We start from the raw sequence: 17020 nt of genomic DNA on the forward strand, positions 1-17020 counted from the left end.
TCGTGCCGATGCTAGTGGCTTTTGCTTTTAGCGAGCTCTATGTAGAGAGGAACGATTAACATCATGCAGGAACTGAGTGAACGTGAGCTGTTTGAAGCTCTCCATTACGCCAAAAGCATTGATCAAGAGACCGGCGCGAAGATCCTACAGCAATTCCAAATCGAACAAGCGGCCTTGGCGCAAACCCTGTTCTGTATCTTTCCCGCCTTTATCGCCGAACAACATCAGGACATGGCCCACCTGTTCATGGACCTGTGCTTTGATGCGCTCTGCGTCTTTCAGCACGCTTTCGGCCCTTTGCCTTCCCAAAGCGAGATGGATGTGTACTGGCTGGAAAAACAGTCCGTGCTGCTCGATGCCGAATTACAATCGTTGATTCAAGAGCGACCCATGGACGACAAGATTCGGTCAAAACTTCAAGACCGGTATGCGAGACGCTCCCAAGAAGAAACGGCTCAGAGAGGCCTCGTTAATTTTATGAAGGCCGCCATTGAGGATTTTGCCTCAGAAGATATCAACCGGGCTCCCGCCATCAAGATCACCCAAACGATGCTATTGATCGCAATCCGGCTGTTCAGTAACTTATACCGCCATGCAAACAGAGCCGCTTGAAATCGGCTTATTAAACAGGCTGATGAAGACTCTTTCTTTTAACATTTCATCATAGGAAAACTAAAACCATGCCGCCTGGTTTCTTCAATCACCTGTTACTGATCAGCCTGTTTGAGCTGAAAAGAGCCTTTGCAACCCGAAGAGGCCTACTGTCGCTGATCACGTTTGCAGTCGTTTGGTCTTTTATTCTGCTTTATCCGCTGAGATTTGCGGCTGAGTTGTTGGCGCAGGAAAAAAGTTTAAAGCAGGATTTCGGTTTTCTTGATTTCATCGGTTTGTGGTCCATACACAATTGGCCCATTCCCGAGTTCGGCGTATTCTGGCAGGTGGCCTTGATGATCTTCCCGATAGTGAGCATCACACTGGCAGCCGACCAGACCTGCTCCGATCGTGAGCGCGGCACCTTACGGTTTATTGTCCTGCGCAGCAGTCGCGACCGGGTATTCTTTGGCCGGTTTGCTGGCGTGATGCTCATTCAGGCATTGCTCATCACTGCGGCCGCCTTCAGTACCTTCGCTCTGGCTTTGTATCGGGATGCCACGCTGTTTTCTTCAGCCTGGCCGGATTTGCTCGCCCTCATCGTTAACTTGATTTTGGTCGTTCTCCCTTTTACCGCCTTGATGGCCACCTTATCGGCTCAGGTTAAATCCGCTCGGCAAGCCACTCTGTGGGCTATTCTGATCTGGACGTTTCTGGCCGGCCTTATCAATGGCTTTGCTTACTATCTGCCTGCGCTCGCTTTTCTTAAACTCTTAATCCCCGGTTATCAATTAACTGAGCTAACGCAGCTGTCAGGCTGGCAAACCCTGCAATTGGCTTATATTCCGCTTCTGCAAAGCTTTATCTTGTTAGCTTTCGGACGCTGGATCATGGCGAGGCAAGCGCTATGAAGTCCCCGATCATTCAATGCCAACAGCTTAGCCACGCCTATGTCGGCAAAGTCGCACTCAGCAATGTCACGTTTGAATTGGACGCGGGTGAACCTGTCGGTTTGGTGGGACCCAATGGCGCCGGTAAAACGACTTTGCTCAATATCCTGTCGGGTTTTTTGCGCCCCACTTCCGGTCAGGTCAGGTTGTTCGGCCACTCGCCGGGAGCCGTGCCACTCAACGGCAAAGTGTCGGCGCTACCCCAGGATGCCCGGCTAGACCCCAGCTTTACCGTGACAGAGCAGCTGGTCTTTTATGCACGTCTACAGGGCATGGCTCGTCAGCAGGCCATGCTGGAAGCCGGCAGAGTCTTAGACGCCTTCGCCCTAAAAGAGGTCGCCCATGAAAAACCGCCGGTACTCAGTCATGGCATGGCCAAACGGGTCGCGATTGCCCAAGCGCTGATCGGACTGCCGGCTCTGGTACTACTGGATGAACCCACCGCCGGGCTCGATCCTGTCAATGTCCGAACGGTCAGGGCCGTCATAGCCGAACTAACATCCACGACCACTTTTATCATCAGCTCCCATGATTTGGCTGAACTGGACCGGCTGTGCCAGCAAGTGTTACTGCTGGAAAACGGTCGGTTGCAGATAGAGACCATAAGAGAAGACGAGCAGCCAGCGGCTTCCCGGTTTATTACTCTACAAATGGAACCCTGTCCGGCGCTGGACCTGATGGCTAGCCTTAAAGCGTTAGACGGCGTCGTGCAGGTTACCAATCCGCAAAAAAATGAATTTATCGTGGAATATAACCCTGGCGTGCAGCTCAATATGGATCAGCTACTGATGCAGGTTATCCATTCCCATCACTGGCACTATCGGCAATTGAGTCACGGCAAGACCTTGGAAGAAAAGCTCTTTTTTAAAGGTTAACGGGATGAAGATCTGAAAAATTGGCGGCAGATCTACTCAGTTAGCCATTGAGTGCTATATTTGAAGTGCTACTGGTTCAGGCGCCAAAGTCTTGGTTGGCACGGCGACAATAGCCGGGCCAGTAGCATCTATCAAAGTCATAGCGCTCTATCAGGATGAGCTAAGCATCACCCAAGCACATCCTATAAATTAGACTATTCTAGCGTGTTCTTATCGGCCGGTTTTTGCCAGCCATAGCCGTCTCAGTTCGACCCTTTGCTGCCGACCACTCCGCATAGGGTAAACGACAGCAATTTAGGCTTAACCGGCGTCTACTTATCGACTCATTTTTACTGCAACGAAGCAATTTAGCAGTATTTTACTGAAAATCGTCAATTACTTATTACGCTCCTTGAAAAAACAGAAATAGCCCTCACAGTTAACCAGGCGTCAATGTCGACGCGTTTTCAAAAGGGAATAAAATGGCTAATCCACCAAAGAATTCCGCTTCTTTTCATGTTGTAAAAGATGGCCGCATGATTCACGGGAATGCAGCATTCCTTCACATCGCTAGTAAAGTCGGCGGCGTCGATGGATTTTTGATGCAATATGGGGAAGAAGTAATGCGTGGTGCTCTTAGTAAAGTCCTTACCGATGTTAGAGAAACAGATTCAAAGTCTAAACTGCGTCGAGTTAAGTAATCCAAGAGTTCAGCAGGGCTGGTTAGCGGTAGTGTAACCCGCCATTTTAACACCTAAATATGGCGTTGTACCGGACTCCGCTATGCTCCACCAGTGAGTTTTATCGTTTGCATAATAAGAGGGAATATTAATGAACAGCGTGGAAAGCACGTACTATTTGTCTGAGTTAGTAAAAAAATTAAGCCAAGATCGTAATGCAGGAAGTTACTCTGGTGAGTTTACTGTTTCTGCTGTGGCCAATGGAAAAGAAAAGATCTCGAGAGAGCCTATTGGGTGCCAATTAACAATTAACCACGATTCAGTTGATGTTAGTGTGTTTTGGGAGGATTATGGCTATAAGGGGTTTCGTGATATGGGCCTGTATGGCAGAACAAACTCAAAATTTTTTTCTGTTAATGAGTTGAGCAGTAACTCGTTTGAAATCATAAATAATAGTGACAAAAACAAGCTGGTTTTTGAGTGGTGATTCTGTACTAACAATGCGCTCGTGTGGGACGCATCGCCGCGATACGGCTAGTGCCCACACAGCTTGTCGTTGAACGACAGCTCTCTGTAATACAGCTGCCATTTGGCTGAAATTCTTGAATGTCTCTGATTGGCCGAACTGCAGCATTCGCGACAGGCAGAACTCGACCGGACTTTTTATCACTCTGCATAACTAATTACGGCAAAAATACGGCAAGAATATTACTCAGTCTCAACTTCTCCATAAATTAGGCTCATTCCTTCTAATTCTCCATGGTGAACCAAAGAGGATGTATCTGACACTGGATTGATATCATTTGGCTTTGATGATTTTTTGTTTAAATCATCTTTAATATTTTTTAATTCAGAAAAATATAACGCTGCATTGTTTCCTGAACTTTTTTCTGCTCCCTCAAGTGCCACACCAAGCAATTTTCCATAAGTATCGATAATCGGTCCACCACTATTGCCTTCTCTTATCGCCGCATCAATCTCAAATTTTCTAAACGTGTGACGAGTAAATATGGATGCAATTTTTGTATCAACTATATAGTGGCTTTGGCCGTCTTTGTATGCAGGGAACCCCAAAAGTCGCGCCTCCAATCCAGGTAAGATTTCCCTGTCAGAAAGTTGAATTACTGCATTTGGAATACTTTGATCAACTGCACTGGTTATACTGCATATTGCGATATCTCGATGAATATCAAGATGCTTTACCTTGACGTCGTATTCTTTGGCGAAATTAAAGCATTTAAATGCTTTAATATTTTCAAACGCCTCGCCATCCTCCGAAACAACGTGAGCACAGGTGACCAGTTCAAAATCTTCAAGAAGAAACCCCGTGCCTTGGGCTATTTTAAGGTTGCCAGCACTATCGTCATAACAGGTTTGAATAACCCATAGTGCATTGATCGCATTAGTTTCAGGTTCAGTTTCTTCAATAAGCTTGAATTTTAGGGCATCATCACCGACTAGTGCATTATATTGTTTAGCATATTTGATGAATATTTGATCACGTCCACCACGAATACTTCTTAAAAAAGATAACTTTCCTTTAATAACGTATTTCAATGATTTTGGACGATTTGATGCTATATGGCATTTATCGTATTTATGGTTAAAATCCTTCTCTGCTGCCTCATAACCGTATTTTCGCCATGCGTGGAGGATTGAGGATATTTGCTTTATATACTTCCTTGAGACATTCGGAAATTCATTAACAGTAATACCCGTAACTTCCATTCGCTGGAATTCCCCAGCTAACCGAACTTTTTCATAGTTGATTTCAAACCCATTCTCTTCGATAGCACGACTGAGAGCATGGCCTGGGCTGGCAACTCCATCTCGTAAAATAACAATCTCTTCTGGTAGCCTACGGCTTGAGCAGGTAAACGAAAAGGTTATATCGTCCGCATAACGAGTGTAAGTCGAGTTCGTGATTTTAGCCAAATGTTGAAGTTTTCCATCCAGCTTCCATGCCACCATATTAGATATAATAGGAGATGTTGGTGCACCTTGTGGCAGGCAGTTAGCGAAGCAACATATCTGCGCTAAGATAGTTGATACCGAATGATTAAAGTTGAATGGATAAGCCTTGAATAAATTTCGTACTCTTCCAAAATGGATACTCCCAAAGTAATCACTTAAATCAATATTGAAAACATAACTTTTATTTAAATGTTTTTTAGAATTAGTAAGTATGCTTTTTTTCTTTACAAATCCATGCGCTGACGGTTTACCTGGATAAATTTCGTACAGAACATCGCTTAACTTATTTTGAATATCCTTTAATTTTCTTCGTGGTGATTTAATTATGCGGTGTCCACCACTTTTTTTGGATATTAAAAATACTTGATATTTATAACTTTCACTAGTTTTGTACAATATTGCTGCTAGATTACTGTATGAAAGACCAAAAAAAGCGGCTAGCTCGTCATGATCTTTGATTTTTAGGAAATTTTCCTTCATATAAATTTAAATGGAAAGGCGCCGGTAATTTCTCTTATATAACCGATGGCCATTCAGCGTTAGCCAAAGACCTGGTAAGGGGGTAGAAGATAAACTTTTCTTAGAACCGCCGCAGATAGTCAGCGGAAATTAATTTTTTCGGCCACCTTCCCAAACTTATTATAACTGATTCAGCTTAACCTCTATCCATAATTCTAAAACCGTTCTCTTTAAGCGTAGCTAAGCCCAATATAAATAACCTCTCTCAAATACAATACTGCTATTACAGTCTTGGCAAATTAAGGAAATGTAGATACTTATTCTTAGCATTCTGGCCCCTTAACCTAAATTTAGACCTTTATTACTAACATAAAAAAATATGCCTCTATTAAATGATGACCTAAGCCTTTGGGAATTGCCCACCGCTGGGACAACCTTGATCTTTACAAATACATTGGCTTGCCCTGCATTTGGAACTGAAAGATTTATTTCGATTGATGATAAAGCCACCCTTAACGCTGTAAATTATTAGGCAAATATATGGAATTGGAAAAACTTAACAACGAAGTTCTAAGGAAAATTGGTAGGAATGTCATGTTGTTTCAACAAATGGAACACATACTGAAAGTTTTACTAGCCAATGGAAGCTATTCAGGCTATATCAGTGAATTAAACACTATCCTAGAGGACCGTAATTCCACTATTCGCACACAGACGATGGGGCAAGTGGTTAAGCAATTTTCTGAAAACACTTTTTCAGCCCCCAAAGAAACCGCAAATGGGCCAGAAGAATTAAAGGAAATATGGATGTCTTTTCGTTTTACGATTGAAGGTGATGACGACCTTTACGAAAAGCGAAAAAACGCATTAGATTCGATAGTTGCTGAACGGAATGAGTTAATTCACCATTTATTACCGAAATGGAATATGAATTCGCTTGAAAGTAGTAAAACCATTGAACTGTATCTTGACCAGCAGCGTGAAAAAATATTACCTGAGTTAGAAAATTTAAAAGCTCTAGCTAAGGCTATGCAAGAAGCCAGAAAAGAACTTGCAAATTTTTTGGCTTCTGATGAAGTTATTGATGAACTTATAAAACCCATTGATCTTGCACCGTTAAGGAATAGCCTGATTGTCGCTGGTCTTTTTGAATTCGCCGAGCAAGAAGCAAGACCTGATAACTGGGCTGAACTTAACAAAGCATTTCAATTTATAGTTCAAAAAATTCCTAAGGTCCAGCTAGCAGATGACTTTGCCAACATAAAGAAGAGATATGGTTATCAGAAATTGAGCAAAATTTTATTAGCATCGGAATATTTTGATCTTAGCGAAGAACCAACGAAAAAAGGTGGCTTACGCGTACTTTATAGAATTAAACCTGATTTAGACTTTATAGATTAATCCTCTTACTTCCTCTAATCTCTTAAACACTTCTCATAATGCCTCGAGTAGAGAAAACAACATTTATCAGAGTCTTACAAGTCAAGTACTTATACCTAATATACATAAAGATTATCCAACATGGATAAAAACGCTGGATGGATAAAGCTACCTGAAAATATTATTGATGCTTTAATCCAGTGGAAATTCAATTGGTGGCGGCTCTATGAAAATGAAAATCCGCTAAAAGCCGTTGCGACTACCATGCTACTCGATGATCAGGAGGCTAAAGAGCTTTTCGAAAATACACCCATGGACGGTATATACCATGGATATGGCGATATGCTTGAATCTGATGATGTCATAGAAGCTCCCCGAATCAGAGCTAAAAGAGTTCTGGGACAAAGTAAACTCTACCTCCAAAGATGAGAAAATCGAATTATTGAAACCCATGAAAATGATATAAGGCCTTTTAGCGGCCACTTTCAATTATCTCACCCTAACGGTTCATGGAAGAAGTATGTGTCGGTTAGTGGCTGATGCAAAGCAAGGTGCCCCAATGCTTATCGATATGCCGTCCAGATCGGCAGATAAGTTTTAAAGCTAGACTATTTTCAAGATCGTTTATTACGAGTCCAGTTTTCAGGAGATCAGGGCTTCTTAGATAAACTGAGCTATCGAATCATGGCTTCTATACTGCAATCAAAAATAGAGCAACCAGAGAGTAATCGTTAACCAGAAATCTAATGCTGTTCGCTGGCAACTATTCAACGCTGCCTTACAATTCAGATCCGGCTTGTTTTGGATTATTGCGTTTTTTCGGCTTGGGCCGGATGATTAATTTCACTACCCAGCGTGCTTGATGTGGTGCTTATTCCTCTTCTTGATGCTCCCAGACATCACTCAAAAATATCGAGTGATTAGTAACATTCACCGAACTTCCCCCCAAAGAGAACTATGCAATTGCGAGCGCTATCAAAAGCCATCGCATCACCACTGCGAGCTGACGGCCCTATGTCTTGTAATTGAGTCCAATGCTTGCCATCAAATTTCCAGGTATCTCCAGTAAGTGCGTACTGGCTATTATATCCACCAAACAGAATCACTCCATGGTTTGTCCATGTCATGGCAGTATTATCGCGACCGGAAGGGCCAAACTCTGCGAGTTGAACCCACTCCTTGCCGTCCCAAGTATCTTGTTGCGACCCCGTTGCATGGCCCGTAGCGAAATCTTCATTTATCGACCCACCAAAGAGTACCGTCCAGTTTCTGATACTATCGAACGCCATAGCATGACCAAAACGCGCACTCGGCCCTAAATCTGATAACTGAGTCCAATCTTGTCCATCCCACTGCCATGTATCCCCTTTGAAACCACCGGCTATTATTCCACCGAACAAAAGTGTCACTTGGCGAGCACTATCATATACCATTGCATGTCCGGCTCGTGCGGTAGGACCAATATCACTCAATTGCGTCCAGTATGTTTCATCCCATTCCCAGGTGTCGCCGAGCGTATTAAACCGCCCGCATCAGAGTTGCCACCGAACAATACCATTCTGCCCCGCTTGGAATCGAAAGCCATGGCATGACCTGCACGGGGACTGGGACCAAAATTGGATTTTTGTGCCCAGAGAAATTTTGACATGGTTTCCTCCTAACAATAAGGTCAATCTAAAACCGGTCTGAAGAAATACAATACAGTTAGGTTGGACGGGAAACCAGCCAGAATGAACGAATATGCTAAAGCTAAATTAACGCTGTCTATTTTCTTACCATCAAGACCACAGTTCTCAATTACTGGGTAATTATTGTGTTGATGCCTGGAAATTTCGGCTTTGACTGCCATTATAAGATGATTTAAATTAGAATTAGTAAACACGCATTTATACGTATTTTTTACTGGAATTACCTGAACTAATGGTATTTAACTGGATTTTTATCTGAAACTGATGAAAATGAGAGGTTTGAAGCCTTATTTGTGGGCAAAGTTTAGTGCTATTTACTGGTCCATTTTATCTACTGATGATGACACATCTGGTTCCTTATGCATCCAATCTAACAATAAATCTTCGTTGCTTATCTCTGGAAATCTTTCAATTGATAAGCTAGGGCATGTGCTGCAATTATAGCGAAAAACTGCTTTTTCGATGTGGTAGCTACTAACTACTATTTCCTCTAGAGCCTCATGTCCACAAAATGGGCAAGCCGCACCGTCAGTTATATGCGAGAACAAATAGCAGATTTTGCATTGGCGAGCTTGCCCATCAAAGCATTTAAATATTCTTAGCTCAGAAGCCATAATCTCTTTCTGGCGCTCTTCTTTCTGCTTTAATATTCGGGAACGTTCTTCTTTCCTTGCTCTTATCTCAACCGCCAATTGAGCCGCCTCTTTATCCAGCTTAGCCTGTTGCCTTTTTCTCGCTTCCTGAATGCTATAAATATAGTCATCAAAATTTGCTATATGCACAGAAAACAAATTATCTCTAACTGACTGAATGATTCCCAATCTCTCCAAGTGCTTGAGGTACTCAATTACCGTCCCAAATGGAGATGGAATTTTTCTATTTTCCTGATCAGAAAAAAACCAACAGCCTCTGTCTTTGTACCATTGATTACGCTCTCTGCCTATCCTTTTGTAATTTTGCTTGAGATTACTCAGATCCCTTACGACATCCATAAGACCAAACTTGGAAACGACAGCTTGCTCTACCCACTTAACGCTAAACTCTTGACCTGCTTTTCTTCCAAAAACCATAGTGTTAAGAATATGAGCCTGCCAAATGCTTCTATGCACATTAAATATCCAGGCGTTTTTGACACCTATATCAATTAATGGATGTAAACCATAAATTTGTTCTGCCTCCTTAATCTTTAGCACATCAGCAGACTTTGTAACGGAATATTTTTGCAATAATTCCCGTTGCCTTTGCCATTCAAGCGATTGATATAACTCTAGCTCTTTAAGTTTTTCAATATGTTTAGCACGTTCTTGGGTTCTTCTGGCTTCATATTCAAGTTGTTGTTTCCGATCTCGTTTTTCCTTTTCAATCCGTGCTTTTATTTTTTTCTCCAACCCGATATTAAGCTGGTCAACCTGTTGGCGTAATTCAGCTACTGCCTGTTCATAACGATCCGTTCCCTGGGGATTATGAATCCAGTGACGAGGAGCTTCATGAGTCACATGGTATTCGAATTTCGACAATTCCAATAGAATTGCCGGTTCAACATCAGATAGGTCAATTTCTATCATTGCCTCATCATTATTTTCAACTTTTAACTGCTTATCAAAATCGACTTTATGAGTCACTTTGATTTCGACTAATAGTTGCCTGTCTTTCACCATGAGAGTTACATCTGGCGTATATCCTTGACGATGATCTTCAAGAAATGAGGATTGTGCATTAACCAATTTTGGTTCAATTCTGACTAGTCGTCCGTAATGAGTGTTTCCTTCCGCATCCCTACATTGTGGGATTCTTTCAAACAGAGGGGTTTTGATTGTTTTTGCATCTGCGATGAGTTGCTTAGCCATGCGATGAATGGCAGTTTCCGTTGCGCCTGCGCATTCATCAGAGTCGTAATGAGCAAAATAGTGAGCACGTATTGTTCCCGCGTTCCTCGCTTCTAAGGGACGCTCACATTTTGGACACCTGCAACCACAAGATCTTCCGTTAGTAACGTCATCTATATGCTTAAGCCTGCCATTAATCAGACCAAAGGGTAACTTGACATTGTTCCATGTCATGACAACCGCTGCCCATCAAAGCTTTTACCCATATTCTAAGTTCGCGTTCTTTATAGGTTAATAATCCGTCTTCCAAATTCTCACAAACATGCTGTCAGAAGTAAACTTACTGATTGGACAGCCTTTTATCGCTCGGCTTGCTGGTAAATATTCGACGCTGATTAACAGGATTGGTTTTGATGCGGTCATTTCTACTCCTTGTAAAGCAACGGCAGTATCCTGCCGAGTGACCGTTTACACAAAAATTCTTGCCTCCCCACTCTCTCAGAAACTTAGCATATTGCCACTCAATAACCACAATCAAAGCTACTGTATCTGCAAAATCTTATTAATAAGCTCGACTCCCTTCTCTATACGATCTTCCAAATCAATCCCCATATCATCCTGTTTTACTAGAAATAGCCCTGAATTCAGGATAGCCTGCTCCTGCACCAGTTGTCCAAACATGGCATTGGGTTGCGACACATCATTACGATTCTTTACCAAGAAACCATTGGCCAAGCTCGAAACACTCAGCAAGTCATAGCCGACCGTAATGTTAAGATTACCACCGTAGTTATTCAATTCATTGCGCTCATCGTTTACCAGCCTTTGAATAGCAACCAAAAAAGGATCCCAGTGGTAACCGTTAAACTGCCGCTCTTTCATTTTGTACACCACATAATCACTATCTGGTCGCCAAGAGCAATAACCCTGATTACAGTTCTGTCTGAATAACCCGTATCTCAAGAAGTAATATTTCCAGTCTTTCGGCTGCAGCATATAAGCAGCAAGCGCGCTTTGAATTTTTGCATCAGGCGTTTCATTCTGTTGCACTTCGAAGTGATCCAGACAAGCCATCAACACCGGTTTGGTTCTATCAAATAACTGTTGTTTGTTATAGGCTGGTGTCGTAAAGAATTTTCTCCAGTCGCTTTGCCTGCCGGACAGCACGTTGGTCAGTTCACCATCATCCTGGGTGTAATCACCAAAACACAACAGCAGATTCGCCAGTTTACGCCAATCCTCACCTGTATTTTCCTCCTTGAAAATCGACAAAAACTGTCGGCTTCTGCTTTCCAGCGTATCATCCAGATCAAACAGAGATATACAACCTCGCAACAGACTACTGTCTTCAAGTCGGTAGAGCGTTGTTGCTATGCGGGGTTGTTGCTCCAGGTGGGCTTGTTTGTCTTTCTCTTCCTGAATCTGGTCCTTTTTGAAATAGCCAAAGACGCCGATGTCGCCGTCGTCGTTCAGTATATAGTCTCGCACTTCTTGCAGAGCTTTGCCGATGGTGTTGATACGGAGTTCGTTATCGGAATTGATCACCAGATTGCGGATGACGCGTATTTTTCGGTTGAAATCGTCTGTTTGATGAATGCACTGCAGGATGCAGGCATACAGCAAAAGCTGCTCTGGCAAGGAGAACCTGCGATCGCTTTTTTCGTAGCTTAATAGGCAGGATTTAACCAAATTCACCTGTTTATTTTGAAAATAAAAGCGTACTTTTGCGTCGACAAATTCCCCTGACTCGTAATAAAAATGGCGATCCCAGAAGCCAGGGTCTTCTATATATTGCTGGGTCAGGCGATCCATTGTATCAAACAGGAACTCCACCCGTTCCCGATTACCATAAATAGCCGCTGTTTCTTTGGGAGACGCATTGATTTCCGTAAACGGCAGCCCGGCAACATACGCCTGTATATCGGTGATGTAATTGATCAGCCTTAAAAAGCAGGCATCAGCTATCAAAGCCAGATCGGTATCGTTTTGTTCTGCCGCTCTGCTGCTATGCAGCACATCCCAGATAAAATCCGCCCAGGAACCGTCCACCGAATTTTCAAAGCGTTGACGCAGATCCTCGGCAGGCAACATTTCCATGAAACCGGCTTTGAAGTACTCAAAATCGGTCAGGGGTTTGCCGCGCGAATTCATCTTGATGTAGAGATCGTCAGGTAAGCCTACCTGCTTCATGTCAAGCATATACAGCAGTAACGGATTGTTCGGGCGAGTCAATACCGCCCATACGTTTCCGGATGCCAGCGCCTGATACTGTTTCTCAATATCAGCCAGCATCACCAACATGGCTCTGACACTTGGGTCATAATCCCAGGATTCGAAGTACCAGGGTTGGTCTTTGATTTCCTGGACGATATCTGGATACGAAAACTCGGGGCTGAATGAGGTGAGTTTCTGGCAAAATACCTGGGTACTGTGCCGTGTCTCATAACGGAATTTCTGCAAAATAGCGGTTTCGGCAACGTCCGCCCACTCCTGTTTGCTGACATACCAATACAACAACCAAAGAGTGGTGAGCCGCTGCTGCCCATCGATGGGATAAAACTCATAGTGGGGCTTGCCTTCCATGCGGTAGCCGTAAATGAAATCCAACTCCAACACGGCATTCTGCTCTCCATTCAATGCAGATTGAATAACGGAGAAAATGGCCTCCAGAAATTTCTGACGTACGGTCGTACTTTTGGCGTCACTGCGCCCCTGCGCATAATCGCGCTGTATGATAGGAACAACCACTTCATTTTGGGTCAATATGTCGGTGAAACTAATCTTCATGGGCTGCGGCTATGGTTTCGGATTCTGCCTTTTCTCCCAGATATGGCATCAGGTGGCGGCGGATATCATCCAGGTAATGGTTCCGATCGCTTACCGTCCACAAGGTATAAGCCGGCTGGTGCTCATCGGAGTAATATTTCAAAAATACACGCTTGGTAGCAGGAGGAATGAATTCACCCCGTTTGTCCATGGCTGTAATTCTTCGGCGCTTCACTTCAAATACGGAATTGCTGAGCACGATATTTTCGCTTAACCCCAGCAATGCCAAATTTTCTATCCGGTGCATAAACTCATGTCCGCCAACTTCATCCTCATTGAAGTGCGGCAGTATACGCTGACTGAGCGATTTGAAGAGCTGGAAAGTGAGTGTCTCGTAGGACTGCTCGGTTTCCTGAATGAGTGTTTGAATGACTTCATCGTCTGCAGATTTTTCCTTCAGCAGGAGGATGTGCTCTTTGAGCCATTCCAGCCATTGTTCCTTTTTATTGGGATCAATGTCTTCGACGTTCTGAGCATGGATATGCTCCAAGCTGCCGGTAATTCGTTTGTAGGTTTCGAAGGAAAAAAATTCGTTTAAGCTATGGTTTTTGCGAATAATTTCTAGGTTATGCAACAACAGCACCCGGCCGATTTTGTCGTAATCGCCCGGCCGATTAAACTGCAGATCATCCCAATCTGCGGGCAGTTTTTTCGCGATGAGCTCATCCAGAGCGGATTCGAAATCACGTTTCCTTTCATTTCGTCGAAGGCGGATCAGTTCCCGTACGGAAGTACCCGTGGCAATCAGGTAACCGATTTTGTGGTACATATTTTTGTCGCTAAACCAATAGCGTAATGAACGATATACTTCTTCTACTTCAATCCATTTTTGCCACAAGCTTTCAGCGGTTTCGTCCTCGTCGAAGAAATGAATAAAGCTGTATAGCGGATCCGGTTCATGTTCTTTTTTTCCAGTCAGGATATCGAATAAGAGCTCTATTTTACTGCTATAGAACGCCGTGGGTCGGTTGGTAGCAAAAGCCCAAAAGCGGGGTTCGTTCAGACCGGATTCTATTTCGTCCCAAATCTGGACTATTTCGGTTTTTCGCTTGATTTGTTCTTCGGGCGTTTTCTGCCCAAAGCTTTTGCTGTTGAGCAATTTGGCTTTGATGAGTTCTGCTGCTGTGAGCGGAAGCTTACCGCGATTCAGCCGGGTAAAGAGTTCCTTACTGTTCTGGCTCGGTCGACCAGGTCCACCATCCTGCAACTCGTACCAAATTACCTTGACGCTCCATTCAGCATCGTGAGCCGATGGCAGCAGGATGTCGAGAAACTTGTTTTTATCGGCGCGCACAAAACCTCGATCAGGATCTTCGAACCAGTGCTTGATGGTGCGGTAGGCTTCGCTCAGGTAGAACAGATCGGGCTTGGTGGCGTCGTAAATTTTGCCCTGCAAAAAGTCTTTCGACTCCGGTCGAGTCTTATAATAGATGTGGTAACGCTCCTGTCCATAGTCCTCGCTCAGCGATTCAGTTTTCAGGTGCTCCAGCATCAGATAAGTGAGTATACGATGCAGGGTTGTGAGCCGCTGTTGCCCATCAATCAGCTCGTAGCCTTCCACTGTCTGCCCTTGAGAATCCTGCCAAGTGGATTTCTTTACTACCACAGGCTGCAGGCAATAAAAACTGTTGACACTTCCCTTGGTTCGGTATTCCCAGATATCATCGAGTAATTGCCTCACATTGTGGGGCGTCCAGCGATAACCACGCTGGTATTCTGGAATGTAAAAGTTCATTCCAAGCAGCTCAGTAATGCTTTTTAGCAGAATGTCGTTAGCCGTAGTATTTTGATAATCCATTTTATGTTTTTTCGCTGGAGTTTTGAGGGTTGGATAAAGGCTTTCTTTGTCGAAACGGCCATGTGTTAGCTCGATTTATCGAACTTTACCAAGTAATCTTCGGTAGCCCTTACAGGGGCTAGTCCGTCCTGCCCAGAATAGCGAATTTACCTTAACTTAGCGGTATTACCTAGGATGTACGCCGGAAACAAATGCTCTACTAAAAAAAGAACTAAGAGCATTTGATGTAATGATTATTCAGCGAAATCTGACTGTTAAGCAGTGAATTACTCTGATCGGTAATAGCAAAGACTTTGCAGAATTTACCCAGGAAGCAAATTTGGAGCCACACGGCCAGTTGGTAATGAGAGCAGAATTTTATTTTCTTCTGACTTAATCAACTGCATGGCCCGTGATTCGATTGCTTGGTAAACACTTTTTCTATTACCTATCTGCCCCTTAACTAAGTCTCGATGCAGCTCGTTCATAAAGTTCTTATATACACCAAGTGCTCCATTAAATTGTTCAGCGCCATCAAGAAGTAGATGCTCTGCCAATCGTGGTTTGCCTATCCTAGACGTAAGCAAATATTCGATATGAATCCCGACGGGCATAATATCTAACATCATCTGAGCAAAGTTAACGATCAACTCGTAGTGCCTCGGCGACACGTCAGGTGACGTCTTAGCCAGACTCAAAATATTATCCACGAAGGACATTACCTGGTTGCGCTTACTGGCTAATGTTGTTAAAAGAGGATAGGCTAACTCATGAATTTCCTCAGCCAAAGACCGGTCCTTGAGCAAACTTCGCGCAACCTCCACATTGCCAACATACTCAGCAATTTTATCCATATAAAAGATTATATTTTGTGCATGAATATCCTTAGCAATAACATCGACCGTCTCTTGGATTTTATCAAGCTTAGCTGCTAAGTAACGAGTCTGTACTACAATAGCCGCTAGAATTATCCCTGTAGATACAGCAGTAGCAATTACTGTTGTAGCTTGAGCCATCTTCAAAGCTTCTTCTACATTCTGTACTACCGTCTCTTTGAAAGGCAGATGCTGAATAACACCCGTCTGACCACTCCCTTCAGCCCAATAAGCAACACCATCATGTATGACAGCCTTTCCTTCAGATATAGCTTTAATTAGCTTAGGATAAAGTTTTGCCTCATCGACAACCCAAATTTTGTTTTGAAACATAAAAATTCCTTTAGAAACGATCTTGCTCTGCGTATGCTCTTCGCATGTAGGCAATTTGACAGACTAATGGGATTGTCACGCGGTAAGCTGCACCACTTATTGCCGGTATAGTGAGGAGCGTTGTGATAGCAATACCAATAGGACCAGTCAATATAGCCAAACTTCTTGCAGCTCCACCACCAGCAACAACAGCTAGCGTTCGACCTGCAAACGTCGCAGCTATTGAACTGGCTACTATTGTCGACACGTTATATGAAGCAGCACCGCCCAGCTTTAATACTGTTTGCAAAGCGAGTAGTGCGGAAGAACCAGTTAATTTGCTGTCCAGTCCGACACCCTTTAACAATTCCTTTTTTTGTTCGTCGCTCATGTTCTCCCAAGAATCAGTAATAACTTTTCCCAGTAGCTTGTTTTCGATTTCGTAGGCAGAGTCGTTCTTCTCGAACTTTACCTTAAGCTTTTCACAGACATCTGAAAGGATTTCTTTATAGACTACTCCAGTGCCACGAAATAAATTTACCAAAGTATCACCGCCAAAATGTTGAAGCTCTCCTGCTATCAATTTCCAAAAAGTCTTATACTGATCTGATTTGCCTGCATAACGTTTGAATTCCTTATCTTCAAGTAGCTCACTGGTAGTTCGTTGTCCTCCATCTTTATCATGCGTCATATAACGCGCTAACACCTGAAGATCATCCTCAGCACAATATTGTAAAAAATCTAAATCTGCATCTTCACGATATTTAATACCCATTTGTTATTTCCTTATTTTAGTAGACTGAAATTTAAAATAATTAGCCAAGATAC

Annotated in this window: 15 protein-coding genes; 7 read left to right on the forward strand and 8 right to left on the reverse strand. The window is 43.3% G+C overall.

Features of this window, described 5'->3' with window-relative positions; all coding sequences use genetic code 11:
- Positions 1–63: 63 nt before the first annotated feature.
- The 5 genes from M0R47_RS01135 to M0R47_RS01155 all read left to right on the forward strand — a co-directional run bounded on the left by M0R47_RS01135 (position 64) and on the right by M0R47_RS01155 (position 3562).
- Positions 64–612 (forward strand): hypothetical protein, encoded by a 549-nt coding sequence (locus M0R47_RS01135; protein WP_292549151.1) that lies wholly within the window; start codon positions 64–66, stop codon positions 610–612.
- A 68-nt stretch (positions 613–680) separates the two neighbouring features.
- Entirely contained in the window at positions 681–1502 is an 822-nt protein-coding gene (locus M0R47_RS01140; RefSeq protein ID WP_292549153.1) for an ABC transporter permease subunit, read from the forward strand.
- Positions 1499–2416, forward strand: a complete 918-nt coding sequence (locus M0R47_RS01145) for an ABC transporter ATP-binding protein (protein ID WP_292549155.1) — start codon at positions 1499–1501, stop codon at positions 2414–2416. The genes M0R47_RS01140 and M0R47_RS01145 overlap by 4 nt, the downstream gene beginning before the upstream one ends.
- 461 nt (positions 2417–2877) lie before the next feature.
- Entirely contained in the window at positions 2878–3096 is a 219-nt protein-coding gene (locus tag M0R47_RS01150) for a hypothetical protein (protein ID WP_292549157.1), read from the forward strand.
- Positions 3097–3226: 130 nt separating this feature from the next.
- Entirely contained in the window at positions 3227–3562 is a 336-nt protein-coding gene (locus tag M0R47_RS01155) for a hypothetical protein (RefSeq protein WP_292549159.1), read from the forward strand.
- A gap of 221 nt (positions 3563–3783) precedes the next feature.
- Here the strand turns inward: M0R47_RS01155 and M0R47_RS01160 are convergent, their stop codons facing one another.
- Positions 3784–5529 (reverse strand): reverse transcriptase domain-containing protein, encoded by a 1746-nt coding sequence (locus M0R47_RS01160; RefSeq protein WP_292549161.1) that lies wholly within the window; start codon positions 5527–5529, stop codon positions 3784–3786.
- Positions 5530–6048: 519 nt separating this feature from the next.
- Here M0R47_RS01160 and M0R47_RS01165 point away from each other — a divergent pair.
- Both M0R47_RS01165 and M0R47_RS01170 read left to right on the forward strand, forming a co-directional pair.
- Positions 6049–6909, forward strand: a complete 861-nt coding sequence (locus M0R47_RS01165) for a hypothetical protein (protein ID WP_292549163.1) — start codon at positions 6049–6051, stop codon at positions 6907–6909.
- Positions 6910–7029: 120 nt separating this feature from the next.
- The gene (locus M0R47_RS01170; RefSeq protein ID WP_292549164.1) at positions 7030–7317 is read left to right on the forward strand and encodes a hypothetical protein; all 288 of its coding nucleotides are present in this window, start codon (positions 7030–7032) and stop codon (positions 7315–7317) included.
- Positions 7318–7808: 491 nt separating this feature from the next.
- On the opposite strand, the gene M0R47_RS01175 is transcribed toward M0R47_RS01170, so the two are convergent.
- The 7 genes from M0R47_RS01175 to M0R47_RS01205 all read right to left on the reverse strand — a co-directional run bounded on the left by M0R47_RS01175 (position 7809) and on the right by M0R47_RS01205 (position 16967).
- Positions 7809–8321, reverse strand: coding sequence for a kelch repeat-containing protein (locus tag M0R47_RS01175; RefSeq protein ID WP_292549166.1), 513 nt, complete (start codon positions 8319–8321; stop codon positions 7809–7811).
- 35 nt (positions 8322–8356) lie between these two features.
- Positions 8357–8536 (reverse strand): hypothetical protein, encoded by a 180-nt coding sequence (locus M0R47_RS01180; protein ID WP_292549168.1) that lies wholly within the window; start codon positions 8534–8536, stop codon positions 8357–8359.
- 354 nt (positions 8537–8890) lie between these two features.
- The gene (locus M0R47_RS01185) at positions 8891–10423 is read right to left on the reverse strand and encodes a hypothetical protein (RefSeq protein ID WP_292549170.1); all 1533 of its coding nucleotides are present in this window, start codon (positions 10421–10423) and stop codon (positions 8891–8893) included.
- A gap of 519 nt (positions 10424–10942) precedes the next feature.
- Positions 10943–13189: a DUF262 domain-containing protein gene (locus M0R47_RS01190; RefSeq protein WP_292549172.1), complete on the reverse strand. Its 2247-nt coding sequence runs from the start codon at positions 13187–13189 to the stop codon at positions 10943–10945.
- A complete protein-coding gene (locus M0R47_RS01195) occupies positions 13179–15026 on the reverse strand; it encodes a DUF262 domain-containing protein (RefSeq protein ID WP_292549174.1) in 1848 nt (615 codons plus the stop codon). Before M0R47_RS01195 ends, M0R47_RS01190 begins: the two co-directional genes overlap by 11 nt.
- Positions 15027–15328: 302 nt before the next feature.
- Positions 15329–16213 carry a hypothetical protein gene (locus M0R47_RS01200; protein ID WP_292549176.1) on the reverse strand — a complete coding sequence of 295 codons (885 nt, stop codon included), beginning with the start codon at positions 16211–16213 and terminating at the stop codon, positions 15329–15331.
- Between the two features lie 10 nt (positions 16214–16223).
- Complete coding sequence (locus M0R47_RS01205) at positions 16224–16967, reverse strand: DUF3944 domain-containing protein (protein WP_292549178.1); 744 nt, start codon at positions 16965–16967, stop codon at positions 16224–16226.
- Positions 16968–17020: the final 53 nt, after the last annotated feature.

Source organism: Methylobacter sp. (assembly GCF_023227905.1).
Classification (GTDB): Bacteria; Pseudomonadota; Gammaproteobacteria; order Methylococcales; family Methylomonadaceae; genus Methylobacter_A.